Annotated in this window: 18 protein-coding genes; 3 read left to right on the top strand and 15 right to left on the bottom strand. The window is 38.8% G+C overall.

Features of this window, described 5'->3' with window-relative positions:
• Nucleotides 1-9: 9 nt before the first annotated feature.
• The 3 genes from yabA to holB are packed head-to-tail and all read right to left on the bottom strand — an operon-like array spanning nucleotide 10 to nucleotide 2,235.
• Nucleotides 10-393 carry a DNA replication initiation control protein YabA gene (gene yabA, locus JL53_RS01245; protein ID WP_003718240.1) on the bottom strand — a complete coding sequence of 128 codons (384 nt, stop codon included), beginning with the start codon at nucleotides 391-393 and terminating at the stop codon, nucleotides 10-12.
• A gap of 10 nt (nucleotides 394-403) precedes the next feature.
• On the bottom strand, nucleotides 404-1,237 hold the full coding sequence (locus JL53_RS01240) for a PSP1 domain-containing protein (RefSeq protein ID WP_003718239.1): 834 nt from the start codon (nucleotides 1,235-1,237) through the stop codon (nucleotides 404-406).
• Between the two features lie 5 nt (nucleotides 1,238-1,242).
• Nucleotides 1,243-2,235, bottom strand: a complete 993-nt coding sequence (holB, locus tag JL53_RS01235; protein WP_003718238.1) for a DNA polymerase III subunit delta' — start codon at nucleotides 2,233-2,235, stop codon at nucleotides 1,243-1,245.
• A gap of 218 nt (nucleotides 2,236-2,453) precedes the next feature.
• Between holB and JL53_RS01230 the strand changes: the two genes are divergently transcribed.
• Nucleotides 2,454-3,290: an STAS domain-containing protein gene (locus JL53_RS01230; RefSeq protein ID WP_038406516.1), complete on the top strand. Its 837-nt coding sequence runs from the start codon at nucleotides 2,454-2,456 to the stop codon at nucleotides 3,288-3,290.
• 49 nt (nucleotides 3,291-3,339) lie between these two features.
• Here the strand turns inward: JL53_RS01230 and JL53_RS01225 are convergent, their stop codons facing one another.
• The 9 genes from JL53_RS01225 to JL53_RS01185 all read right to left on the bottom strand — a co-directional run bounded on the left by JL53_RS01225 (nucleotide 3,340) and on the right by JL53_RS01185 (nucleotide 20,667).
• Nucleotides 3,340-5,412 (bottom strand): SpaA isopeptide-forming pilin-related protein, encoded by a 2,073-nt coding sequence (locus JL53_RS01225; RefSeq protein ID WP_038406515.1) that lies wholly within the window; start codon nucleotides 5,410-5,412, stop codon nucleotides 3,340-3,342.
• 288 nt (nucleotides 5,413-5,700) lie between these two features.
• Nucleotides 5,701-11,730, bottom strand: coding sequence for a putative cellulose-binding protein LCP (locus tag JL53_RS01220; RefSeq protein ID WP_038406514.1), 6,030 nt, complete (start codon nucleotides 11,728-11,730; stop codon nucleotides 5,701-5,703).
• A 229-nt stretch (nucleotides 11,731-11,959) separates the two neighbouring features.
• A complete protein-coding gene (locus JL53_RS01215; protein ID WP_038406513.1) occupies nucleotides 11,960-12,778 on the bottom strand; it encodes a D-aminopeptidase DppA in 819 nt (272 codons plus the stop codon).
• A gap of 15 nt (nucleotides 12,779-12,793) precedes the next feature.
• Nucleotides 12,794-14,443: a peptide ABC transporter substrate-binding protein gene (locus JL53_RS01210; protein WP_038406512.1), complete on the bottom strand. Its 1,650-nt coding sequence runs from the start codon at nucleotides 14,441-14,443 to the stop codon at nucleotides 12,794-12,796.
• A 12-nt stretch (nucleotides 14,444-14,455) separates the two neighbouring features.
• Complete coding sequence (locus JL53_RS01205; protein ID WP_038406511.1) at nucleotides 14,456-15,235, bottom strand: serine hydrolase; 780 nt, start codon at nucleotides 15,233-15,235, stop codon at nucleotides 14,456-14,458.
• 15 nt (nucleotides 15,236-15,250) lie between these two features.
• On the bottom strand, nucleotides 15,251-16,129 hold the full coding sequence (locus tag JL53_RS01200; RefSeq protein WP_038406510.1) for a C40 family peptidase: 879 nt from the start codon (nucleotides 16,127-16,129) through the stop codon (nucleotides 15,251-15,253).
• 16 nt (nucleotides 16,130-16,145) lie between these two features.
• Complete coding sequence (locus JL53_RS01195; protein WP_038406508.1) at nucleotides 16,146-17,222, bottom strand: dipeptide epimerase; 1,077 nt, start codon at nucleotides 17,220-17,222, stop codon at nucleotides 16,146-16,148.
• Nucleotides 17,223-17,462: 240 nt separating this feature from the next.
• The gene (gene yidA / locus JL53_RS01190; protein ID WP_038406507.1) at nucleotides 17,463-18,275 is read right to left on the bottom strand and encodes a sugar-phosphatase; all 813 of its coding nucleotides are present in this window, start codon (nucleotides 18,273-18,275) and stop codon (nucleotides 17,463-17,465) included.
• Nucleotides 18,276-18,327: 52 nt separating this feature from the next.
• The gene (locus tag JL53_RS01185) at nucleotides 18,328-20,667 is read right to left on the bottom strand and encodes an ATP-dependent DNA helicase (RefSeq protein WP_038406506.1); all 2,340 of its coding nucleotides are present in this window, start codon (nucleotides 20,665-20,667) and stop codon (nucleotides 18,328-18,330) included.
• Between the two features lie 276 nt (nucleotides 20,668-20,943).
• Between JL53_RS01185 and JL53_RS01180 the strand changes: the two genes are divergently transcribed.
• Nucleotides 20,944-21,624: a Crp/Fnr family transcriptional regulator gene (locus JL53_RS01180; RefSeq protein ID WP_003718223.1), complete on the top strand. Its 681-nt coding sequence runs from the start codon at nucleotides 20,944-20,946 to the stop codon at nucleotides 21,622-21,624.
• A gap of 3 nt (nucleotides 21,625-21,627) precedes the next feature.
• Here JL53_RS01180 and JL53_RS01175 read toward each other — a convergent pair whose 3' ends face one another.
• From JL53_RS01175 to JL53_RS01165, 3 genes are read right to left on the bottom strand one after another with little or no spacing between them, the layout of a single operon-like run.
• Nucleotides 21,628-22,434, bottom strand: a complete 807-nt coding sequence (locus JL53_RS01175; RefSeq protein ID WP_038406505.1) for a metal ABC transporter permease — start codon at nucleotides 22,432-22,434, stop codon at nucleotides 21,628-21,630.
• The gene (locus tag JL53_RS01170) at nucleotides 22,383-23,087 is read right to left on the bottom strand and encodes a metal ABC transporter ATP-binding protein (protein WP_003718221.1); all 705 of its coding nucleotides are present in this window, start codon (nucleotides 23,085-23,087) and stop codon (nucleotides 22,383-22,385) included. The genes JL53_RS01175 and JL53_RS01170 overlap by 52 nt, the downstream gene beginning before the upstream one ends.
• Nucleotides 23,088-23,099: 12 nt before the next feature.
• Entirely contained in the window at nucleotides 23,100-24,047 is a 948-nt protein-coding gene (locus JL53_RS01165; RefSeq protein WP_038406504.1) for a metal ABC transporter substrate-binding protein, read from the bottom strand.
• A 220-nt stretch (nucleotides 24,048-24,267) separates the two neighbouring features.
• Here JL53_RS01165 and JL53_RS01160 point away from each other — a divergent pair, with 220 nt between their 5' ends.
• Nucleotides 24,268-25,923: a peptide ABC transporter substrate-binding protein gene (locus JL53_RS01160; protein WP_038406503.1), complete on the top strand. Its 1,656-nt coding sequence runs from the start codon at nucleotides 24,268-24,270 to the stop codon at nucleotides 25,921-25,923.
• The last annotated feature ends 129 nt before the right edge of the window (nucleotides 25,924-26,052 follow it).

Genomic DNA, 26,052 nt, shown 5'->3' with positions numbered 1-26,052 from the left:
CCCGTCTTATTATTTTTTATTTAGTAAGGACAGGCAAAATAAACAATCTTCATCATTGCCGCGCGGACTGCCGAAATGCACATTGCAGACATGAAATCCTTCTCTGTATAGTTGGACAAGATTATCATAACCTTCCCCGAGTTCAATCATTTGTTGCATTGCTTCTTTACGATTCGGCGCCATTACTCCATGAACCGCCTCTTCTTTTTTTTCAGAAGATACTTCATCTGTCAAAGAAAGCCTACGTCGCAAATGCTCATTCTCAAGATTTAACCGGTTATTTTCTTCCAACATTTCACCTAAGTTTGTCTTTAGATCTCCAAGTTGCTGATACAATTCGCCAATTTGCTCCTCCATATTACTGACTGAGTCAAAAATAGCTTTTTTATCCAATTTTTTCACCTCAAGACTTTGCCGGTTGTTTTAGAAAATCGTTAAATGGACGTAATTCATCCAATTCGTATTCTATAACCGTCTCTTCTTCGGGCAAACTTACTTGTAAGATTCTAGAAAGTAAGTTGATTCCCGAAACACGTGCTTCTGCGCCTTCTGGAGTTTTCACTTTCACACCAACATCTGGCATTTCACGTTTAGCTTGCTCATATTCATCGTTTTCGTACTTCAAGCAGCACATTAAACGTCCACATAATCCCGAAATTTTTGTTGGATTAAGGGACAAATTTTGGTCTTTCGCCATTTTGATGGATACTGGTTCGAAATCACCAAGGAACGTCGAACAGCAAAGCATTCGACCACATGGACCGATTCCACCAAGTAACTTCGCTTCATCACGAACTCCAATTTGTCGAAGCTCAATACGTGTCCGAAAAACAGAAGCTAAATCTTTCACAAGCTCCCGAAAATCCACGCGTCCTTCTGCGGTAAAGTAAAAAATAATTTTATTACGGTCAAAAGTGTAATCAACATCCACCAAGCTCATTTCTAGTTCACGCTCGCGAATTTTTTCGTCACATAATAAAAAGGCTTTCTGACAAGAATCGCCATTTTCAGCTACACACTTATAATCTGCCTCTGTCGCTACTCGAAGCACTTTCTTTAAAGGTAATACAACGTCTTCTTCGTCCACATAACGCGGCTCGATGACGGTTTTCCCAAATTCAATTCCCTGTGCATTTTCCACAATAACACCTTGGTTTTCTGTGATTTCCAGTTCTCCAGGTGAAAAATAATATATTTTACCAACGTCTTTAAAACGGACGCCTACAATTTTAAGCATAGCGATTACCTCCCTTGAATTTCAAGAACTAGTTGTTCCATTAGAAGTTGCACATTCATATTGGAAGCTAGCTTTGATTTCGCAGCGAGAATCTTCTCGATTTCCCCTGTGGTTTCAGACAACGATTTGCGCAAAGCATCTTGCGCGAGCATTTCTTTTTGCGCTGTGCAAATTGGTTCGTAGTTTCCATCAAGTGTAAGGTGCAGTCTGTCTCGGTATAGTAGTAATAACAACTCAAGACCGAGTGCCATCTTATCTTTCTCTTTAAAAAGCGGCATCCATGATTCTTGGATGATAATTAACGGACTAGTTCCTTGATGATGCAATCCTTCATATAATTTGACTACCGCACTTCTTGCTTCTCCAAACCACTCATCTTCTTCAAAATTCTTTGCCCGCTCTGTACTCCCTGTAATACTAGCATAAATCCGTGCTTTTTGTTCGGAAATACCAATGCGTGTTAAAGAAGCTACAAGGCTATCAAATGTTAGTGATTTAAATGTCACTGGTTGTAACCTTGATTGAATAGTTGGCAAGATTTGTCCCGGGTTTGTTGTTAAAAACAATAATAACAAACCGCCCTCTGGTTCTTCTATAAATTTCAGCAGACTATTGGCCGATTGAACAGTCATTTTTTCTGCATCGTAAATGATAACGACTTTTCGATCAGATTCCATCCCGCGTTTACTTAGATCTTGCTTTAACGCACGGACTTGATCGATTTTGATACTAGCACCATCTGGCTCTAGTAAATGAACATCCGGATGATTATGACTGGCTATTCTAGTACAATTCGCACATTCCCCGCACGCAAGTTCTGTTTCAGTAGGCTCTAAACAAAAAAGACTTTGAGCTAACCAAAGTGACGTACGTTTTTTTCCTGTGCCACTTGCTCCTTCTAATAAATAACCATGCGATAACCGATTTTCGCGGACACTTTTTGAAAAAATCTCCATGACCACTGGTTGCATCACTGTAAGTTCATCCTGTAATCCCACAAAAAACTTCCTTTCTATCCATATTGTAATATTATACCATGACAAGCCCCAAATAGCTTCGGAATTTTAACAAAAAAATAACGACTAATTTATTAAATAATATTACAATTTGAATAAATTAGCTTTTTTTCCAAAATTTAAATGGACAGTAGACCCTTTTGAGCATAGAATAAAGGAGAAGTAGTTTCTATACTTAGACTTAAAGGGGGCTGTCTGGTATGAATGAATCAAATGGAAGTATGGAACTTTATTTAAGGGCACATACCGAAGAAATTATAACTAATTGGCTATCCAAAATCTATGAAAATGAAAACACCTACACGAGCTTTGTTTATTCTCCTCGCTATAAAGATGAACTACGCGCTGATAGCGAACAAACAGCCGACCTAATCATTTCCTATTTTGCTGGTAAAAAAGCTTTTTTTGCTAAGCTTGATAAATGGCTTGATAACATGTACGCCCGACGCATGGAAAATGAAGTGCCACTTCCAGAAGTAATCACCACACTGGACAAACTTCGCCGCGAATTTTTATCTGCTGTTTCTGATTTTTGCATTGAAAATGATGAAGTAACCAAATGTGATTTTTCTTCCAGTATGGCAATGGTTAACCACGGTTTCGACCGAATCAATGAAGCTTTCTCAGCAATGTATTACCGTGATATTGTTCAACATTTAGAATCACAACACCGCTTAATAGAAGAAATTAGCACACCCGTCATTTCGATTACTGACAATTTAGCCATCCTTCCTCTTATGGGACGCGTCGACCGAGAAAGAGCTGAAAAAATTTCCGAGATTACAGCTAATAAATGTGTCAAACTCGGTGTAGAACAACTTTGCATTGATTTATCGGGTATATCTTACTTTGATGATGCCCTTGGAGAAATGCTTAATAACTTAGTGACGGTACTCAAGCTTCTTGGAGTTGAAGCATTCATTTCCGGTATCCAACCAAAAATGGCCCAACAAATTAATCGTGTGGATTTAAACTTATCAATTCCAGCCTATCATTCTTTAAAAGCTGTTTTACAAGATAAAACTAGAACCAAATAAAAAATGGAACATAAAGCGAATTATCCTCTCGCCTTATGTTCCATTTTTATTATTTTTCTCTAAATAAGAAGATTAACCCGCTTGCTGAAATCGCAACTAATAGCAATCCTAATCCGCTAACAAGAGGGGAATCTCCTGTTTTTGGTAATATAGCTGATAAACTATCTGCACTTACAATTTCATCGGGGGTTTCTGGGGTACCTGGTATTTCTGGTTTTAGTGGTTCTATTGGTGTTTTAGGGTTACTAGGGACTGCTGGTTTTAATGGTTCTTTGGGTATTTTTGGAATAATTGGTGTTTCTGGTATTTTAGTGTTCTCTTTTGTTACAAGTAAACGGAGGTTCGCTGTTTCTTCTGTGATTGCAAATTTCACTGGTGTTGCATCTAACAAATAACCAATTGGAGCTTTTGTTTCTACTAGCTGATACTCTCCAAGTGCTAAATCCACAATAGTTAAGATTCCTTCTTCGTTTGTTTCGAGACTAGCTTGCAAAGTAGCTCCTTGCGCGTCTTGTAGTTCAAATTCCGCGCCAGCCAGCTTTACTTTTGTTTCACTGTCTAGTTTCTCAAGTGTCACAGAACCTTTGATTGGCGTATTTTCTTTGGATACGTTCAGAGTTTTATGCGTTTCGTCAATCGTGAATTTTACCGGACTTGCATCTAGCTCATAACCGATTGGCGCTTTTGTTTCTACTAACTGATAATCCCCTAGCGTTAAGTCTGAAATAGTTAGTGTTCCAGCCGCGTTCGTTTCTAAACTAGTCTGTAACGTGCTGCCTTGCGCATCTTGCAATTCAAATTCCGCGCCAGCCAGTTTTGCTTTTGTTTCACTGTCTAGTTTCTCAAGTGTCACAGAACCTGTAATCGGGGTATTTTCTTTAGATACGAATAATGCCTGATGTGCTTCGTCAATTGTAAATTCTACCGGGCTTGCATCTAACTCATAACCCACTGGTGCTTTGGTTTCGATTAATTTATACGCATCAAACTTCAAATCCGCAATCGTAAGTTTTCCATCCGCACCGGTCTTAATTCCTTCTTTTATCGTAGTTCCAGCTGAATTCACTAATTTAAACTCGGCATTTTCTAGTGGTTTTTTTTGTGCTGTATTGTCTGTTTTCGTTAATTCCACGGAGCCAGTTGTGCCTTCACCAGTTCCGCCACCACCAGATGTTGGTGTTAAAACTTCAATTGTTTTTGGAACATAATTATCGCCTGAAAGTATCCCTTTATTGGCGTAATTGGACGATACACCACCGTCAGTTGCAATTGTATAATAGGAAATTTTCACTGAATCCGTTAAATCTCCAAATGCGATTTTGAAGCCCTCACTCGTCTGCGTAATAGCCGATGCTGGTACTTGGATCCCTTTTGTAAAATTATCGTCCGCATCAAACGTTCCATGATAGGCTTTTACAGAACTAAAATCAAGTGTTTGATTTGGTCCGATAAAATCTTCATATACCGCATTATCAATACTTAGTTTCGCATAATTTAAGCGAACAACCCAATTGATAAGTGCTGGATTTTTTTCATCTGCCCAACCATATTTATATAAAGTCTCATTTGGATTAATTTGATTTTTAGGACCAATATCGATAGGAATAGTCACATAATCCCCATCTACCGGAAATTCTACAGTGACATGTTCACTACCATTTATAATAGTTTTATCCCAGTTACTCCAGAAATTGAGATCACCTTTAATATTCGACTTTTTCTCCACATAATCTGTAAAGGTAACTACTACTCTTCCTGTTGCCTTCGTCGCAACCACATTTCCTACTATGTTTCCTTCATCATCTTTTAAAACGAAATTTAAATCTGTTACTATCTTCAATTGTTCAGGTAACGTAAATTCCATTGTATCCCCAGCCTTCACAACTGCTGCATTTGGAATCTCCCAAGTATAGTGGATTTGAACACTTTCATAGTAACCAAAATCTGTTTTCGGGTTACCATCTGCATCTTGTAACTCCACTGTTTTTAAAAGCTCGGAACCATAATTAGTTGCTGCTTTCACAAAATTTGTTTGAAATATCACATTCACAAGCAAAATCATACTAAGAAAAATCAAACTTATTCTCTTAAAATTACTTCTTATTTTAGTGCGCCCCTTCATAACCTAACTCATCCTTTGCTAATTTATCGAACTACAAATCAATTAATTTAGTGTGAGTATACATTAAAAACCATGAAATTTATACGTTTCTTGAGCAAAAAATGTTTATATTGTGAACTTTTTGTGTCTTTTAGGTCAGTGACAGGACTTATTTTTAGCAACAATTATGATTGTTACGCCGTTTAGCCTTTTGTAAAACGTCTTTTTAGATACTTTAAAATGGAAGAGTAGAGATGCAAAAAAAGATAAGGCATACCCTTATGGGCCGCCTTATCTTTTTTCTTTTAACTATTTAAAGCTACGTCTTCTGCGGTTAAATAGCCATAGAAGAAGACTAAAGCTGAGTAAGCCAAGGCCTGTCCAGACTAGCCAAGGGTCGGTTTGATTCCCTGTTTTGGGTAGCGGTTTGGTGGCTTCGTAGTTAGTGGTGTGTTGATGGTTGCTGTTGCCTGAAGGGGTCGTCCCACCTCCGGAAGGGCTACTTGGCTTGTTTGGGTCTTCGACTTGAATGGTAGCCGTGACGGATAATTGGCTTTGGCCTGCATCTGCGGTACCTTCATTTGGATCGATGGTGTATGTGACCTGGTATTTCCCTGCTTTGTTTGGTTGGACGGTGCCACTTGTTTGTACATCCTCAAAAGCGATTTCTTTTCCATCACGGTTAGTTGCCTGGATGAAATTATCTTTCGTGGTCCATTTACCCCCTACTGGGAGATGGCTATCTTGCACAGTGATTTGAGCTTGGTTTTTTAGGACAGTCACATGCGCTACGACTTTAACCCTATCGTAGCTATAGCTAATTTCATAGGTGCCTGGGACGTTGGTGTCCACGGTTCCTGTGACGGTCATCGCCGAGAAGGAGACTGGCTTGCCTTTTTTGTCCGTGGCCTGATCGAAATTAGTTTTTGCCGTCCATGGGTCGCCTGCATATATCGTGCTATCATGAACGGCAATGCTAGTTTGTCTTGGTTCGACGGTCACATGAATCGTCGTGGATATCCCGTCATAGCTGTAAGTCACTTCGTATACTCCCACTTTCATCGGATCCACCGCTGGGTTTTCGCTTACAGTGATATCTTTATACGAAACGGCGTTGCCGTCTTTATCGGTCGCGCTATCCAAGTTATCTTTCGCAGTCCAGCTGTCTCCAGTATATAGCACAGAATCATGAGCGTGGATGGCCGTTTGTGGATTTTTGACGGTTACTTGAATCGTCGTGGATACGCCGTCATAGCTGTACGTAACCGGATAGGTCCCTGCTCGTGCTGTATCGACTGTACCGCTTACTTGGATGTTCGAGAAAGGAACGGATTGACCGTCTTTATCGCGTGCGCTGTCAAAGTTATCTTCCGCGGTCCAGCTGTCACCCATGTAAAGAATTGAATCATGGGCATTCACCGCAGTTTGAATGTCTTGGACCGTTAAGGTAATCGTTTGTGCTACTTTCCCGTAGCTGTAGGTGACTTGGTAAGTGCCTGCTTTGTTCGTATTCACGGTTGGTTTTTCAGTCACTTGAATAGCTTCGAAAGCGATCAGGTTGCCATCTTGATCAAAGGCGCTATCGAAATTATCTGCGGCACTCCAACTATCTCCGACATAAATAGCAGAATCATGGGCACTAATACCGGATTTATCTTCTTTGACAGTGACGGTAATCGTGGTCGACGCGCCAGCATAGGTATACGTGATGTGATACGTTCCTGCTTGATGGGTATTGACCGTTCCCGTTACGGTGACATTCGCTAAAGGAACCGGGTTGCCATCTTTATCGAGCACGCTGTCCAAATTGTCTGTGGCACTCCAGGTATCGCTGGTATAAATGGTTGAATCGTGGGCATTCACAGCGGTTAGGTCATCTTTGACGGTCACTTGAATCGTGGTGGATACGCCGTTATAGCTGTACATGACCGGATACGTCCCTGCCACACTCGTATCCACGCTACCAGACACGGTGATATCGCTAAATGGTACGGTATCTCCTTCTTTATCAATGGCACTGTCAAAGTTATCCGCTGCTGTCCAAGTGTCTCCGATATACAAGGTCGAATTATGGGCATGGACAGTAGTTAAATCTTGCGCCACAGTGACGGAAATCGTCACTCCGACGGTCTTCCCCTCTTTCGCTAAGGTATAGGTGAGTGGGTAAGTCCCCCCTTGCTTCGCGCCATGTTGGATGGCAGCTAATTGTGTTGGATTCACTTGCACGAAGCTTAAACGATCTTGGGCACTGGATTGAACGCCACTTTTCACTTCTTCGAAGGCCGCTGTTTTTGCGAGGCTTACTGCCTGGGCATCGGTTAATGCGACAGCTGCTTTATATTCCAGCGAAAAATCGGTCGCTCCCATGGTGAAACCAGCTTGTTGCACAATGGTTCCATCCGGAGAAGTAACATAGACCGGTGCTGTGGAGCTTTGTTCGGTACCAAAGATGTCTTGCAGGGCAATCGTTAAATCGGTCGCTGCGATTGTTTTATTGCCAGCTGAAACACCTACTACAGCGGCAGAACCGTCTGTTAAGGTTTGTACCGTCGCTACGCTAGTGTTCGCGCTTGTCCACTTGTATCCATTCGTGCTTGCTTGGATATTTTGGAAGAAGGCTGGTTCAATCGTATCTTCGGCAGCTTGCCCGCTGGTGGAGGCTACTTTTGGTAAGGTAATCTCCAAGCTTCGTCCGGTTTGTACGCGTTTCTCATTTAAATTGACTTTCAAATCTTGCGCTGGTGTATAGGCGTAATAACCCGCATTGATGGACTGAGAAGTAGGCCGTGTGGGATCAATGTTTTTCGCCCAACCTTTATCAGTGCCACTGTAGGGGACGTCGCTATCAATAGACGTATCTTTCCCGACATTTTTCAACGTATACTGATACCCTGCTTTGTCTGGGAATTTCACAGCGTAATTACCGTACCCTACGTCGGAAGTATAATCAAACGTATAGGCGCCGTTGGCATCGGTTTTGGCGGTGATGTTCTCCCCATTTTTCGTTGCTGGTTCATAGGCGGAAGTGGTGCTATTCCATTTGTAAAGTTCGACAGTTTCGCTAGTGAGGACTTCATCGCCTTTCGTTTTTTCCAAGAGTCCGTTGGCATCTTTGTCGTTAAATAATGTCCCAGCGACTTCGCCAATCACGAGTTCCGCCCCTACTTTCGTGCCGGCTAATGACCCGGAGAATGTATTCGTAATCACCCGATAATACGGGTTGTAGACATCCCGCTCACTGATTTTATTTCCTTCATTGGCCGAATCAAAAGTTTCGTTTACTTGGAGTGGGACTTGGAAGGTCTGAGTTTCACCGGCGTTGATTTGTGTTTTAACGTTGATACGGACCATATTGACTTTTTCATAGTCGGATACGGTAGCGCTATATAGGCTAGTTGAATCGTAATTATCTGCGGTCGCTTCGGTTGCGTAACTCACGTCGAACTGCGCTTGTTGTTCGGAGGTGATATGGATAGCATCGCTTAGTTTCATGTCCCATTTGAAGGCGTCATTTTGGAATTTGGATCCGAAGTTTTGCCCTGTTTTCGGGATTGGAATATAGAGTTCAAATGTGCTTGCTTCGGCGCTAGAAGTATTGGTGACTTGGACCGTATAGTCTGCGTTGGTTCCTGGAGTAAAGTAGGAAGCAGTGCTGTCATCCCCTTCCACGTAGGCAGCTTTGGCGCCTTCACCGGCGACGCTTAGGAACGTTTCTACGGTGACGGTGTCTTGTTTGGGGATGCTTAGCGCGCTACTGTTGACGGAAAGTAGTTTTTCATTGTCTTTGCCGTTTTGGTTCACGTCTAGTCCGGTATCTAAGAAACTATTTGAACCGATTGCGGAAGTAATATTTGATCCTCCCCAAGCAAGTACGTCTTGGATATCCATATCAATGCTTTTATCAAGAGTTACATCGAAGGTCGTGTCATAACTAAGATTTAAATACTGTGTTTTGTATGGATAACCGACAAATGTACCTACAGTCACGTCTGTTGTCTTTAATACATAGACTTTATTTCCATTATTTGCTGTTTCTTGCTTAATTGAAAAAGTAACTTCTTTTCCATCTTGATTAGTTAGTCTAATAGTAGATGGGTTTATGGAAGTTCCATCTATCTCATGAAGGTAAACTTCTGGATTATTGATTACAGTTCTCGTTCCATAGGGGTAATCAAATAAAAGTAAGCTCGCTTTAGTCGTAACAGTATCTCCCGCACTTGCTACCTTAATGGCTGAACCTGCTTTGTTATAAAAAGAGGCCGTTCCATTGGCAGCGCTGGTAATTGTATTGGAAACACTATAACTAGAGACACCAGAAGCTTTTGTGTTCGCTTCATCTTCAGCATCCCAAATTGCTCCCTTAAACTCCACTGAGGTGATACCTGGCTTAACCATTCCATATGAAGTTGTCGAGGTTGCTCTAAAACCGGCTGAAGGATCTGTACTAACGAATCCAGAAGAAAAATTCCCCACGTTGGCTTTCACTTCTGTAAAATATTCTCCTTCTTGAAGCCCAACTGCAGTTGATTCTAAAACCGCCATTCGCTTATTTCCTGTTAAAGGCGGAGTGCCACCATTATAAGTTCGATAATTAGTATTCAAGTTTGTTTTATACTGAATATCCGTTATTTTATTTCCTGAAAGCCTTCCATCAAAAGGCAAATTAACTGTATAGGCTTCCCAATTAGGATCAAACTGAATTTGGTATACTTGATTTGTCTTCATTCCAGCCGTTGTTTTATTTGTAACCTGGATGCTCCCCGCCCACGTTTCATTATCAGGATTGATACATCTATTTGATCCTGTTACAGTCATTTTATTTACAACAGTATCAACGACTTTACATGTGTCGAGTGAAGCTTTTGTGGTTAAGTCCGCTGAATTATTAGTTAGTGCATCAGACTCAAAAACCTTTCCATCATATGTTGTAGTAACTGCATGCGAAACTTTAGGTGAGCTATATGTTCCCACTGCCGTGCCCTTAGGTATTTTATATTTCACCGCAAATGCATTGTAGGCTGGTTGTTTTAGTTCCACGACAACCTTATGCTCGCTTGGATAAGGTGTGATAATTCTATTACTATTTGCTGTAACATTATTTCCCGAGGCATCAGAAAGTCCAGCATATTCCATACCTTCTGGGTAATAAAGTGTCATCGTTACATTTTTGGGAATATAATTGGTTGTTCCGCGATCGTCTAATTGATTTAAACCGTTGACCAGGGAATAAGTCTTTGTATAATTATAAGAAGTTTCTGTATCTGTGCTTGCTACAGATTCAGCTATTGTTTGGGTTTCATACCAATAGCGGAACATAGTTTTCACATGGTCTTGGTTCGCGTAACCGACCACTTTGTTTCCTTCTGCGTGAATCGCTTGTTCGGCGGAAGCAATCGGTGTGCTTTCTTCTCCAAGGAATACTTCTGTTTTAATTGGTGTCTCTAAATCTTTTCCTCCATAATATTTCGTAGCATCTACCCGAACTAAAAAAGTAAAACTCGCTTTTTCTGTACCTGGACTTAGTTCGTAGCTCACTGTTCCATAGGTTGGACTATTGTATCCAGATTCTTTACTAGGAACTGACACAGATGTAGTTGCGATTCCAAGCGGATCACTCGCGCCTAAATAATTTAAAACATTGGAATCCACATTACTAGTAGCTTTGTAGTTACTTGGTACAGGAAGGGAAACAAAACGCATTCCATCTGGTAAAGTAAAATTCACTTTTTTTCCTGAAGTAGTGCTGTCGCCGAATTCTACTGTCGCGGTAACTGTTTTGATATTACCATTACTCCAAGCGATTTGGTTATAGTCTGGTATGCTTAAAGTTACATTTGTCTGCCCTGATTTTAGAAGTTTATTGTTGATTTTCGTATCAGAATTAGATTGTTTGTCTTTGTTCTCTTGGTTTGTTGTATTTTTGGTTTCTGAATCTTTATTTACTTCTTCACCAGAAATTATCTCACTAACTTCATAAGAAGCTGTATACGTTTTTATTTCTGGGTTCCCTTTTTCATCAGTCATATTTTGATAAGTGATTAAGAACTCTACCTTACCATTTTTTTCTGCTGTATAAGTCGCTTCTTGTCCTTCTGTTTTCTTGCCATCAGGAGATTTTACCGCTAAAATGGTTGCTTTTTCATCTTTGGGTGTTACTTTTATTTTAAGGGTAGCTTTCTTTTTATCGTTTGATAGCTCTTTTTGAACTTCATATGAAAGATCCTCATTGCCATTTTCTTTTGCTAACGCATGAATAGGTGCTAAATTCAATTGGCCAAGTAATAAGAAAAAGGCTAGTGTTAATAACATGTAACGCCGCATTGGGTTTGCTTTTGTCATAAAAAATTCTCTCCTCTAGTATTTTTTCTGAGTTAAATTTTTTTCGTAAAAATGACTCTATTCATATATATTACAAGCAGGACAACAGGCTGTACATGCAATTAAATCGCTTTCATTTAAAAAGAACAAATAATAAAATTCTATCCATAAATTCGACATAAAATATCAAGTGTTTTGGACACATTTTAGACAAAAAAAGAAGACAACATCAAAGTGTCTTCTTTCTACATTAAGAAAAAGCGCATTTCATCGCGAGTTCAGTCATTGCAACCATCGCTTGATAGGCTTCTAAAATATCGTTTGCTTCGAATTGAACCGTCGTCTCATCGATTATTTTCGTTCTTGGTACAAGCGCAGCCCATTCCGCTTGTCCGTAATTACAAAACGCTATCTTCAAGACTGGTTTTTCCGGCGGAGTAAGCACTATTGCTTGTTTATTTTGTAAAGCTACTGCTACTTTTTCACGAATGATTTGTTCTGATTTTGCTAGTGAGAAAGCTATTGCAGCAGATCTAGAAACGGCTTCTTTAACGACAGCTGTTTCTATTCCAGGTATTAACTCTTTCGCCTCGCGAGCAATACAATCATCGCCAGCGACAAGAATAACTGGAACACCGAATGCTCCTGCGACGTATGCGTTTAAACCAAATTCTCCAATCGCAACATCATTAATGTAGAAATTCCTAACACCAGAAGTCATTGAATGGCTCATCACTCCTGGTCGTCCCGCGCGCGAGTGATATCCTACAAAAATCGCTGCATCCGCACTTGCATCCAGTCCCTGTACCATCGAAAACGGCTTCACATCACCAGTAATTAACCGTGCTTCTTCGTGTAAATCTTCAATCAAAATATTATTCATTTTGGAATGGCTATCGTTCACCAAAATATCGTCATAGCCAGCTTTGAGAGCTTCTTCCACTACCCAGTTAGTTTCGCTGGTCATTAACTTTTGTCCTCTAGTGTAATTTCGCATACTAGAATCTACAAAAGTATCATCTGGGAGGCCATTTATACCTTCCATATCTACTGAAATCCAAAGTTTCATTTTTTCTCTCTCCTTTTACTCTACATATGCACCTTTATAGGAAAAACTTGTTCCAAAATTATGGTGAACAATTCCTTTGACTGTGTCTTTTTTCAAATTACATACAGCCGTTTGATAAAGTGGAATCATCGCTGCATCTGTTTCGATAAGTCGTTTCTCTGCATCAATGAATGTTTCCCAGCGTTTTTCTGGCTCAGTTGCAAGCGTTGTCGAGGTTGCTTTAATCATTTTATCGTAATCAGCGCTTGAATAGCCACTCGCATTGTAAGTATTACCGGTTGTATAGTTTCCTAAGAACGTTAGTGGATCCTGGAAATCGGGTCCCCAATTAGAAAGAACGATTTCATAATTTTGTTCACGTGTTAATTGAAGTAAGTTCTTTTTAGGAACGGTTTTCAAGTTTATTTTAAGCCCCGGCAAAGCTGTTTCCAGTTGACTCTGAAGGTATTCCCCTACTTTTTTACTAGATTCTAAATCTGAATTTAGCAGCTCAACAGTAATTTCACCGCCGCCGAGTTCTTGTTTTGCTTTTTCAAAGTAAGTTTTGGCTTCCGTTCCATCTTGTTTCATATAGTCGCCACTTTCTTTACGGAAATCTTCGCCTGTTTCTGGGTTGGTGACAAATTTTTCTGGAACATATCCGTAAATCGCTTTGGATCCATCTGCTAAAATTTTCTTGGTAAGTGATTCTTTGTTTACTGCAAGGGATAGTGCTTTTCGCAAGTTTTCATTTGCAAGTGGTGTTTTCTTTCCATCGATTGCTTGATTTAATTTCAAATGGGTCACATAAGCATCCAGTTCAGAGTGATAGTCTTTATCGTTGCTTTTTTGTGATGCGTAATCTCCTGAAAGTGTTGCTACATCCAGTTTTCCCGTATCGTATAAATTAACCGCTGTATTTGGTGCTTTTACAACCGTTACTTCCAATTTGTCGGATTTTACATTCTTTTTATCCCAGTATTCCGGATTTTTTTCGAGCGTCCATTCTTTTTCTGTATTAGTCCAACTTTTCATTGTAAAAGGACCATTATAAATCATATTTTCACTACTTTGCGCATATTTATCGCCTTGCTCATTGACGTATTCTTCATTTTGAGGATAAAACGAGTTAAAAGCAAGTAGTGATGTGAAGTAGGGTACTGGTTGTTCGAGTTTAATTTCAATGGTGTAATCATCCAGCGCCTTTACGCCTAATTCATCAACACTTTTCTTCCCACTTATTACATCTGTGCCATTTTCTACTGTCCCATCAAGTAAAAAGGAGTACTGAGCAGCTGTATCAGGATTAGCCAGTTTTTTCCATGCAAAAATGAAATCGTTGGCAGTAACTTTTGTTCCATTCGACCACTTAGCATCTTTCCGTAATTGGATGGTATATGTTTTTTGGTCATCACTTAGCGTTGGCATATCTTTTGCAACAGCTGGCACTGCTTGATCCTTATCATTTAACGTGTATAAGCCTTCAAAAACTTGTCCTTGTTCGGTAAAACTAGGAACGTCTTGCGAAAGCGTTGAATCCATGGAAGAAACTTCAGCATTTTCCATGATTTTCAGCGTTTTTTTACCTTGTGACTTCGTTGCTTCATCTTTGTTTCCTCCACATGCCATTAAAAAAGTAGCTATCGATAGAATCATGATAAACAAAAGTGCTAATCTTTTTTTCATTTTGTTTCCTCCCTATTTTTGATTTATTTGAGCAAATACTTGTTTCCCTACTGTCTGCATCCAAGCCGTCGCGTTCGCTTCAAGTCCCGTATTATTTGTAAGTGCCGCCACAAATCTTATTTCTCCCTGGTATTCAAAAATGGCAACATCATGCTGAATATCTTTTAATTCTCCAGTCTTATTTAACATCTGAAGCCCTGCGATTCCCGCTTCTTCCAAAGTACCCGTTAAATTCGAGCGATGCTGCTGATTCAAAAATGGACGGCGGATAGTTTCAGTTAGATTAGGGTACTTCTTGGTTAGCTTCATCATTTCTTGAAAAATAGTTACAGCTAACTTGGCAGTAATTTTATTTTCCCCTGCAGATTTAAAATCCATCATTTTACGTTCTATTCGGACGCTTTTCTCCCAGCCTTTTTTACCCAGCCATGCTTGTAGCTCTTGAAGTGAAGCTAGTTCTATTAACTGATTAGTAGCAGTATTATCAGAAATCGCAATCATCAAATGCAATAATTCTTCTAGTCGCCAAGTTCTTTTCTGAGGAAGTATTTGAATGATTCCTGCGCCTGCCACTACACTATCAGATGATAGCTGGATTTCCGTCTGCAGATCTAGTTCCCCCTTGCTAATCTTTTCGAAAAAATACAAATAAATGGGTAGTTTAATAACACTTGCTGCTGTATAAAGCTGATTTTCATTTTCCGCAAAAAGCATCTGTTTTTCGTCTGAAATATATAGTGCCTTTGAGTCAATCATCTCGTAAGTTTTGTTGATTTCCATATATGTATTCAAACTATCACCCCTTTTTTAGCGATGCCTCGATATAACACAAAGCTCTGGTTCATATTTGCTCCCAGTAATTTTGGTTAGAATTACTTTGGAACCCGGCGTTTGCGAATGAATCATTTCGTCATTTCCCATGTATACTCCAACATGATGGACATCGCCCTTTCCTTCTTCATATGCAAAAAATAGTAAGTCGCCTGGTTCGGCATCTGCGTAATCTATCTTTTCCCCTGCGAATGATTGCTCTGTAGCATCACGACCAATGTATTTCCCGCAAGTGCGATAAAGTGTAAATGCAAAACCGGAACAGTCAAAACCAGCGCTACTAATACCCGCCCAAACATATGGTAAATCAAGAAATTGGAGCGCCATTTGAACAACTTCAACGCCAATATTTTCACGTGGTTCATTTTGGAGCGCGACATCTGTCTGTGAAATAGTTGCTGGACCATGAGGTGTTTCAATCGTATAATGATTTTCGGACTCAGCCAATTTAGAAAAAAGCGTTCCAAATGATACTTCACGAATCGTCCCATCTTCATAACTAATTTGCGTTTTTGGTACGACAACAGCTAACTTTTTGTCATTGCTTGCTTTTTCGTCTATATCCATCAAATCTTCCAGGAGCATCCAACCCGGATAACCGCGTTCATCAAGGAAACTGTGTTGCGAAGGTACGACCACTTTTGCCCATTCACCTTCCGTTTTATCAATAATTACCAAATCATTATAAAGTAAATCTGAGTCCACGAGGCTGTCATCATAAAGTTTCATTGCATCTTCTTTTGTCACCTGAACTAAGTCACTTGTTTTTCTCGTTTTTAAAATACTTTCCAAAACTGGATTCATTTCATTCTTTCTCCAAAGAAAAGCATTACTTTGGCTAACCACTTTGTTCATAATATCCCTTCTCTCATTAGTATGCTGGAATTCCAATACCGCTTTCTTCTGTCAGAAGCACTTGACCTTGACCGATTTCCAGCCCGATATCAGCTATATTTTTACCATGTAGATTCCACATAAACGGTACATCTAAGTCATAAAATTTCACTTGTTTGGATGCCGCTGCAAAATGGGCTGCAGCTGATAAACTTGCATAGCCTTCAATCATCGTTCCAATCATACAGCCCACGTTATATTCGCTCGCTAAATTGTGAATAATTCGAGCTTCTTTAATTCCGGAGCTTTTCATCAATTTAATGTTTAACAAGTCGCAACATTTTTCGTCCAGAAGACGTTTCGCATCATGAATCCCGAATAAACTCTCGTCCGCCATAATGGGAATATTTGTATGCGCAGTCACTTTCGCCATTCCCGCAAAATCCCAACTTTTCACGGGTTGTTCAACGAAATCAATTGGAATATCGTGCCATTCATGTAAAATTTGTATTGCCTCATCGGCTGTCCAACCTTGATTGGCATCAATCCGAAATGGTATTTTCCCCCTTAAAGCATCATTTATTTTCCTAATCTTCGCGACTTCTACCTCCACCGGATCAAGTCCAAGTTTAATTTTAAGCGACCGAAACCCCTCTCTTACTTTTGTTTCTGCATCATGGACCATTTTTTCTGGTGTTCCAATACTTATTGTATAATCGGTTTCAAGCCTCGGATTCCCGCCACCAAGAAATTCATATAGTGGTTTGGAACTCGCTTTCGCCAAAGCATCATGTAGCGCAATGTCTACCGCCGCTTTCGTACTTGTATTATGTATTAAAAGTAGTTTCATTTCATCTAAAATGGTCAATTCTTCATCCAATTCACGCCCGATTAGAAACGGAGCGAAAATGTCATTTATTGCACTTATAATACTCGCTTCTGTATCTCCAGTTATTACATGAGTCGGAGCTGCTTCACCTATCCCAATTATTCCATTATCAAAGTGGATATATACTCGCACCACATTTACATGACTTACTTCTCTAAGCGCCGTCTTAAACGTTTCACTAAGTTGAATTGGCAAGATGCGCGTTTTTATTTTTGTGATTTTCATGCTCCTTTACTCCTTTCAATTCCTAAAATGTCAAACTATTCCTAAAACAATAACAAAAGAAAGCAGATTTGGCAAGATAGATTTGCTAGAAAAACTTCCGTAAAAAAGTATTTCCTTTCCGCCTGTACTAAAATAGCTGCCATCCTAGGTTACTTTGATATCTTTCTATTCTCGCTTATTAAATAAAGCGCTGTCAATGCTTTTAAATCAAAATACACCTAACATTAGATGTATTTCGTTTTAGCGATTTAATACAAGCATTTGAATCGCACTTGCAACTCCATCTTCATTATTAGTTGTTGTTGTATAATTGGCAATTTCTTTAATGTGTTCTGTCGCATTTCCCATTGCAACCCCCATACCAGCATATTCAATCATAGTGATATCATTTTCTTGATCACCAATGCTAATTACTTCGCTTTGGTCTACACCAAGCTTATTTGCCAACCTTTCTAAGGCAGATCCTTTATTTACACCTTTCTGTAAGAACTCTAGATTGTAAGGAACACTTCGAACAATATAAAATTTTTCTTTTAATGTTATCGGTAATTTTTTTATAACATTGGTTATTTTTTCAGGAGAATCAAGCAGCATTACTTTCGATACATGAATTTCAGCCGGCGCTTCTTCAACTGGTAAATAGTATAACGGTGTTTGTAATAAAAGGGAGTCCTGGCAAGTAATTTCTGTTATTTTGCGACTTGGTACATACATGTTTTTCCCATCAAAATAAGTAACATTTACTTCTTCTGCATGACAAAAAGTATAAATTTCTTCTAATTCTGTTTTATTTAAAGTAATATCTGCTAGCGTTTTTTCAGAAGCGGTTTCTAAAACGACTGCGCCATTAAATGTAATCGCATAATCCCCGACATCTAAAAGATCTAGTTCCAGTAAACTTTGCTTAATTCCAGCAAGCGGACGGCCGGTGCATAAAACTACTTTCACTCCTTTTGCTTTTGCCGCCTTAATAGATTCGCGAACTGCTGGGGTGATTTTGTGTGCATCATTTAAAAGCGTGCCATCAATATCTATTGCAATAATTTTATACATAATACATAATTTCCTCCCAAAACTGACTAATTACTTTCATTCTACTAGAAAATCAATCATTTCGCCAAAATTCGCTTACTTGCTGCGTGATTTCTTGCGTATTTTTGACTATTTTTGCATGATTCCAATGAGGCGGAAATAATGCCCGATAACGACTTGTCGAAAACCGTTCATCTATTAGTAATACAACTCCTCGATCAGTTTCATCGCGAATGACTCGTCCCACAGCTTGAAGCACTTTATTCATCCCCGGGATTTGATACGCATAATCGAATCCACGACCAATTGTTTCATTATAATAGTCTTTAATTAAATTCGACTCTGGATTTAGTTGCGCCAGGCCAACTCCAACAATCGCAGCTCCAATTAACCTTTCCCCACGAAGATCGATTCCTTCAGAAAAAACACCGCCTAAAACACAAAAACCTACAAGAGTCTCTGAATTTCCTACTTTGAATACTTCTAAAAATTCCTCACGTCGCGCTTCATCCATTGAATTCTCTTGCTTTTGTATGACGATATTTGGGTATTGCGCTTTAAATAACTCATACACTATTTGCAAATATTGAAAAGAAGGAAAGAAAAATAAATAATTTCCTTTTTTTCCTGATATAAACGAATTTAGCGATTCAACCACTGTCGCTAAACTTTGATGACGCATTTGATATTTAGTACTTATATTATCCGCCACTAATAAACGCATATTTTTTTGTTCAAACGGAGAACTAAAAATCATTCGACTAGTATCATTTTCTCCGCCAAGTACATTTGTATAGTAATCAATTGGTCTGAGCGTCGCTGAAAAAAGTACAGAATTAGACCTCAGTTTTAGTTTTTCTGATAGCAGGAACGCAGGATCTAAACATAGTTGTTTGATTTCTAAGTCCGAACGATGGCGCGTAATCTGTGTAGTATAGCGTTCATCATAAAGTTCAGCAATTTTCATATAACGCAAGCTCTCAAAGTAAAGCTCCAACACATCGGTCTGAGATTCCGATTGTGCATTTTTTGGTAGCCATTCTTTTGCAACAAACGTAAACTTTAATACTGACTCGTTCCATTCCGTCATCGCTGCTTTGTTTACATGAATTGTCTCGTCCACTTCAATTAATTTCTTGTTAATTGAAATCATTACTTTGTTCATCTCATTAATCGTTTTCCAAAGCCGTTTGTGAAGCTTTTTGTCCAACTGTTGCTTTACTTGCATAACGAGTGATTTTCGTAACGTCGCTGAAAACATCGAACGAGCTCGATCTACTAAATTGTGCACTTCATCAACTAGAAACGTGTACTTTCCTGGGCCTTCACTAAAGAAGCGTTTTAAATAAACCACTGGATCAAACAAATAATTATAGTCACAAACAATCGCATCACAAAACAGCGCCACATCAAGTGACAATTCAAATGGGCAAAGTGTGTATTTTTGGGCATATTGCTCTATAACAGACCGACTTATTGCTTCTTCCTGTCCAAGCAGATCAAATAGTGCCTCATTCAACCGGTCATAATACCCCCTTGCAAATTGGCAATGATCCGGTTCACACTTGCGCTCATCTAAAAAGCATATTTTATCTTTCGCTGTAATCGTAACACTTCTCGCTGCTAACCCCTTCCGTCGCATTTCATCTAGCGCATCTTCTACGACTTGTCTCGTAATGGTTTTCGCTGTAAAGTAAAAAAGTTTATCCGTCTTCCCTTCACCCATTGCTTTCATTGCAGGAAATAGGGTCGACATTGTCTTGCCAATTCCAGTTGGAGCCTCGCAAAATAAATCCTCTCCTAAGATTGCTGTTCGGTACACCGCAATCGAAAGCTCTCTCTGACCACGCCTATAATTGCTGTAGGGGAATGCCAACTCCTGAATTGTCTTATTCCGTTTCATTTCCCAAGCAACTGACATTTTTGCCCAAACTGCATATTTGGAAAGCAAATCATCTACAAAAACACCCATTTCTTCTCGACTCATTACACGTCTAAATTGCTTTATTTCTTCATCAGCCACTTGATAATAGGTTAATTGAAGCGTGACCTCAGAAAGTTCTGCTTTTTCAGCAAGCATAAAGCCGTAACAAACCAGTTGCGCCCAATGAAGCGGTTGGAAAATTTCGGTAATTTCTTCCATTACGGTTTCCGTTGTTTTAATCTCATCTATTATTCGCTCATTAATTATCCCATCTGCACGGCCATCTAGTAAAAAAGCTACATCTTCCACAGTACGGTCGAGTTTTAAACTAACTTCTGCTTGATATTCTTCTCCAGCTGATTTTTGGAGCAATTGATGAATTTTCGTACCTTCTAGCGCTCGGGCAGAACTAGTCATTCGGCTATCAATACTGCCACTCCTAAGCACAAATTCCACTAAACGCCGTACCGAAATTTTTACCCTTTTCATCAACACTCCTCCTTCATACTCCACCTGAATTATAACACAGAACTAGTGTTCGTTTCATTCATTATGTTTTCCGCAAAAAATACTAAAATAAAAAAATAAAAATGACTATAATCTACATTTACCAAGTTTTCTTCTAAGATTTTCTATGTAAAATTCAAATTTTGTTCACATTTTAGAGGTATTTACATAAAAAATGGTACTTCATCATTATTTTATAATTTGCCCTTTCTGGTAAAATATTCACTAAGGACAAGAAAAATAATGGAGGAAAACATCATGACTGAAAACTTATACAATTATCAAGAATTCCTTAGACTTTCCGAAGAAGGAAAAATCGACTATAAAGAAATAGAGGTACCAAAAAACACCAGTTTATTAACTCAACAAGCTGATGTCAGTAAAAATATTTATTTTATTGCTGATGGTTATGTTTCTATGTACTTGAAAGAACCCACTTCGCACTCAAAAATTTATTCTATTCAAGGTAAAGGTATGTTTTTGAATTATTTAACATTACTAGACGAATCACCAAATAAATTTACTTTTAAAACATTATCAAAATGCACCTTATACCAATACTCTAAACAAAATATTAAATATTTCTTATCCATGTTTCCAGAAAACTTTGGCTTTCAGTTTTTTATTATGAAAAATCAATCCATTCACGCATACCTCAAAAGTATTGTGGCTAATTGTTCTGCTTCGGACAAACTCATGATTGCCTTTACCAATATGGCGCTTCTTCACGGTACGCCTATTGATAATGACCGAGTGCTCCTACCCCCAGAAATTAAAACCAGTTATCTTCTTTCTTACAGTAACTTATCTAAAAGTTGTTTTTACAAAGACTTGCAAGATTTAAAAGATACTAATAAAATTGTAAAACCAGATAAAAGCTGGATTATACTGAGCGAGGAATTAAATAATCGCGTCAAAGTTTTTCAAGAAACTTGGTAAAAGTTATTTTCTTACAAATTTTAATACAAATGCCACCACGATAAAAATCAAAATAAACATTAAAGTAATTGTTGCGCCAGGCGGGGTTCCAAGTTGATAAGAGGATACGAGTCCTGAAAACATACCTAATAAACCAATGAAGATTGCACTAACTACACACATTAGAAACCCCTTAGCAAGGCGCATTCCAATGGCCGCGGGAAGTATAATCAGTGCAGATACAAGTAAGGCCCCAGCAATCGGCATAATAAAAGCAATAGCAATCCCTGTCACGACACTAAATAATAGTGAAATCACCCGGACCGGAACCCCTTCTGCAACCGCAACATCTTCGCTAAATGTAAGTACAAACATAAATCGTTTAAACGCAAGAAACAGGATAACTATCGATACTCCTAATATGAGGAGTATCTGCACTTGCGATTTACTTATTGTTACAATTGAACCAAACAAATATTGTTGCACACTCGTCGTCATCCCGCCTTGATCAAGATTCATTAAGACAAGCGCCACCGCAAGTCCCCCAGCCATTAGTATCGCTATCGACAACTCCGAATAAGTCGTATAGATACCTCGTAAGTATTCCATTCCAAGAGCAGCTATCACAACTACAATTAAAGTTGTCACACTCGGGTTCACATTTAACACCAAACCAAAGGCAACACCAGCAAGCGAAACATGCGAAAGCGTATCAGCCATGAGAGACTGCCTACGAATAATTAGAAATAAACCTAAAAGCGGCGCAATTATAGCAATAATCATTGATGCTTGGAAGGCTCTTTGCATAAATCCATAGAAAAACATTTCCATGCTACATCCTCCCTTCTCACAAGTCTGATATGTTTGTCAGCATACCCTTCTAATTCTTCACTATCATGCGTAACCATCAGAATCGCTTTATGATGTACTTTAGCCTCATGCTGAAGCAATTTATAAAACTTCATTTTACTATTTTTATCCATTGCAGTTTGTGGTTCATCAAGAACTAGCAAATCTGGATCTGTTGCAAACATTCTTGCTAAACAGATTCGTTGCTTTTGCCCACCTGACAATTCGCCGATTCGTTTATGTCTAAAATCCCACATTTCTACCGATTTTAATGCTTTTTCTACATGCTCGTGATCCTTTTGCGTTAATCGCTTGAACCATCTCCCATTTGGAAAACGTCCTGACCTTACTAACTCAAGAACAGTACTTGGAAAACCCGCATTGAAGGAAGCTATTTGTTGTGGAACATAACCCGTCAAAAGTTTCCCACCTTCAAGATTGTTTTTAGCAAATGAAACTGAGCCCTTATCTGGTTGTAAAATCCCCAAAATAATACGGAGCAGTGTAGATTTGGCTGCTCCGTTTTCTCCTGTTAGTATAATAAATTCTCCTGCATTCACTTCGAAAGAAATATTTTCAAGAACCGGCTCTGTTTCATACTTAAAACGAACCTTGTTTACATTAATATATGACATCTTATCGCTTCCTTATTTTATTGTTTTTTTAAGTGCTTTCAAATTTTGTTGCATATAAGAAATATAATCCATTCCTTTTTCCTGTTCTTCTGCTGTTATGCCTTCAATTGGACTTAATACTTCTAGGCTTGCACCTGTTTCGTTTGCAAGTGTTTCTGCTACTTTTGGCGAAGCAACTTCTTCAAAATAAATCGTTTTAATATGGTTGTCAGTTAGATACTTTTGCAATTCTGCTAGGCGTGCCGGGCTAGGTTCTTGGTCGGGCGATAATCCAGCAATCGCGACTTGATGTAAACCATATTCGGTTGCTAAATATTGGAATGCTGCATGCTGTGTTACAAAATCGCGTTGTCCTGCGCCTTCAAAAGCTGTTTTGTAGTCATTATCCAAGTCTTTTAGTTTGTCTGTATATTTTTCTGCATTCACTTCATATGTAGTTGCATTCACTTTATCTGCTTTTGTAATACCTGCTTGGATATTTGCCACTTCTTTTTGGGCAAGAACAGGGCTCAACCACACGTGCGGATCATGTTCATGGTGGTGACCGTCTTCTTCCTCGTGCTCATGATGATGCTCTTCCCCTTCTTCTATCCCTTCCGCTAATTTAATTCCGTTACTTGCATCAATTACTGTCAAATTTTTAGAATCTAAACTTCTAAGAACGCTTGGAACCCAGGTTTCCATATCAGCGCTATTATAAACAAAGACATCTGCCGCTTCAATTTTGGCAATATCTTTGGCACTTGGCTCATAATCATGCGGTTCTGTTCCAGCATCAATCAACATTTCTACCGATGCCTTGTTTCCGGCAACATTTTTGGTGAAGTCATACATCGGATAAAAAGTGGTCACTATCTTCAACTTATCCTTCTCTCCACTAGCATCACTATTAGCACCGCACCCTGCTAAAACGAAAACGAACGCTACTACTGTTACAAATAAAAAAGACCATCTCTTCATATTTTCCCCTCTTTTCGTAATGATTACGATTTAATCCTTATGATTATACTATGTAAATGTCGATTACGCATCGCAAAACGTAATCGTTCTTATTTGCAAGAAATATCTTACCATTTGTTTTTTTACGCGTCAAGAAGTTTTTTTCCAAACCACAAACTTGACTTATCTTATCGGAATACTTATAATAACTTTAAATATACAGATAGAAGGGGAGAATATCATGCACTATTTTAAAAAAGCACTGCCAATTATGGCCATTTTCACTTTACTTTTACTAACAGCTTGCGGAAATGACTCTAATAAGTCAGCTGAAAAAACTTCCCCGGACAAAATTAAATTTCTTGAAACTAGTGAATTACTAACATTAAATACGACTGCCGAAGAAGATTTTGCTAGCTTTACTGCACAAAATCAGGTCTTTGAAGGTTTATATACACTCGATCAAAAAGATAACTTTGTTCCTGGAGTTGCGGACGGGATGCCTGAAATTAGCGCAGACCAAACGAAATATACAATCAAATTAAAGAAAAACGCGAAATGGTCTGATGGTTCAGAGGTAACTGCCGATGATTTCGTCTATGCTTGGCGCCGTGCCGTAGACCCAAAAACCGCTCCTGGATACTCTGCACTATTTAAGGATTCCATCAAAAATGCTACAGAAATCAATGAGGGTAAATTACCTGTAACAGAACTTGGAGTTGTTGCTACTGACCCAACGACACTTGAAATCACACTTAAAAAACCAGTTCCTTATTTCATTTCGCTACTTACTTTTGAAACATTTTTCCCACAAAAAGAAAGTTATGTGAAGAAACAAGGAGAAAAATATGGTACAGACAGCGCGCATACTTTATATAATGGACCTTTTATAATGAAGGATTGGGGCGGAAATATTACCCAAAAATGGACTTACGCTAAAAATGATAACTACTGGGATAAAGAGAATGTGAAAGTGAACGAAATCGATGTTCAAGTAGCGAAAGATATCAATGCTGGAGTGAATCTTTATAACACCAATGAGGCCGACCGAGTTCCACTTTCGGGGGACTTTGCCAAACAATATAAAGATAAAAAAGATTTCCTAACTGAAAAAGATGCATTAATAAGCTATTTGCGAATGAACCAAAAACGTGACGAGAAAGCGACACCCCTCGCTAATAATTCCTTACGTCACGCACTTAATTTATCTGTTGATAAAAAACAATTAACGGACAGAATTTTAGGCGACGGTTCATTTCCTGCAAATGGTTTACTTCCAAAAGACTTTGTACAAAACCCAACAACGGGTGCAGATTTCCGAACAGATAGCGGGGACCATTTAGTTTATAACAAAGATGAAGCATTAAAATATTGGAAACAAGCGCAAAAAGAACTTGGTACGGACAAAGTGACCATTGAACTGCTTGGCGATGACCAAGAAACGACTAAAACTGTTTTTGCTTATTTAAAAGCACAGTTTGAAGATAATTTACCAGGTGTGACTATTAAAGTGAAAAATATGCCATCGAAAAGCGCAACACAGCTGACTTCTGATGGTAACTATGATTTATCACTTGCTGCTTGGATGCCTGATTTCAAAGATCCTTGGACATACAGTAGCCTATTCTTATCAGATTACTTTAATAACCATATGAGCTATAACAGCCCCGAATATGATAAACTAGTTAAATCAACTGACACAACACTTGCAACAAAACCAGAAGAACGTTGGAATGCATTTGTCGCTTCTGAAAAAGTCTTACTAGATGACGATGCAGCGATTTTACCTCTTTATCAACATCAAACCGCAGTACTGCAACGAACCGATATTACAGGTGTGCAAAAACATGCTTTTGGCTCACCTTATAGTTATAAGTTTATTGAAGTGAAAAAATAGTAGAGCAAATTAAATCTACCAAAAAACAAATAAGGCTTCTATCCAAAAATCGGAATAGAGACCTTATTTGTTTTCATCTATACTAGTATAATTTGCAGTTTATAAGATAAGCTTTTCGGCCCTACATTA

This window comes from Listeria ivanovii subsp. londoniensis, assembly GCF_000763495.1.
GTDB classification, from domain to species: Bacteria; Bacillota; Bacilli; order Lactobacillales; family Listeriaceae; genus Listeria; species Listeria londoniensis.
Note: the sequence above shows the minus strand (reverse complement) of the source record. Positions and strands in the feature narration are given on the sequence as shown.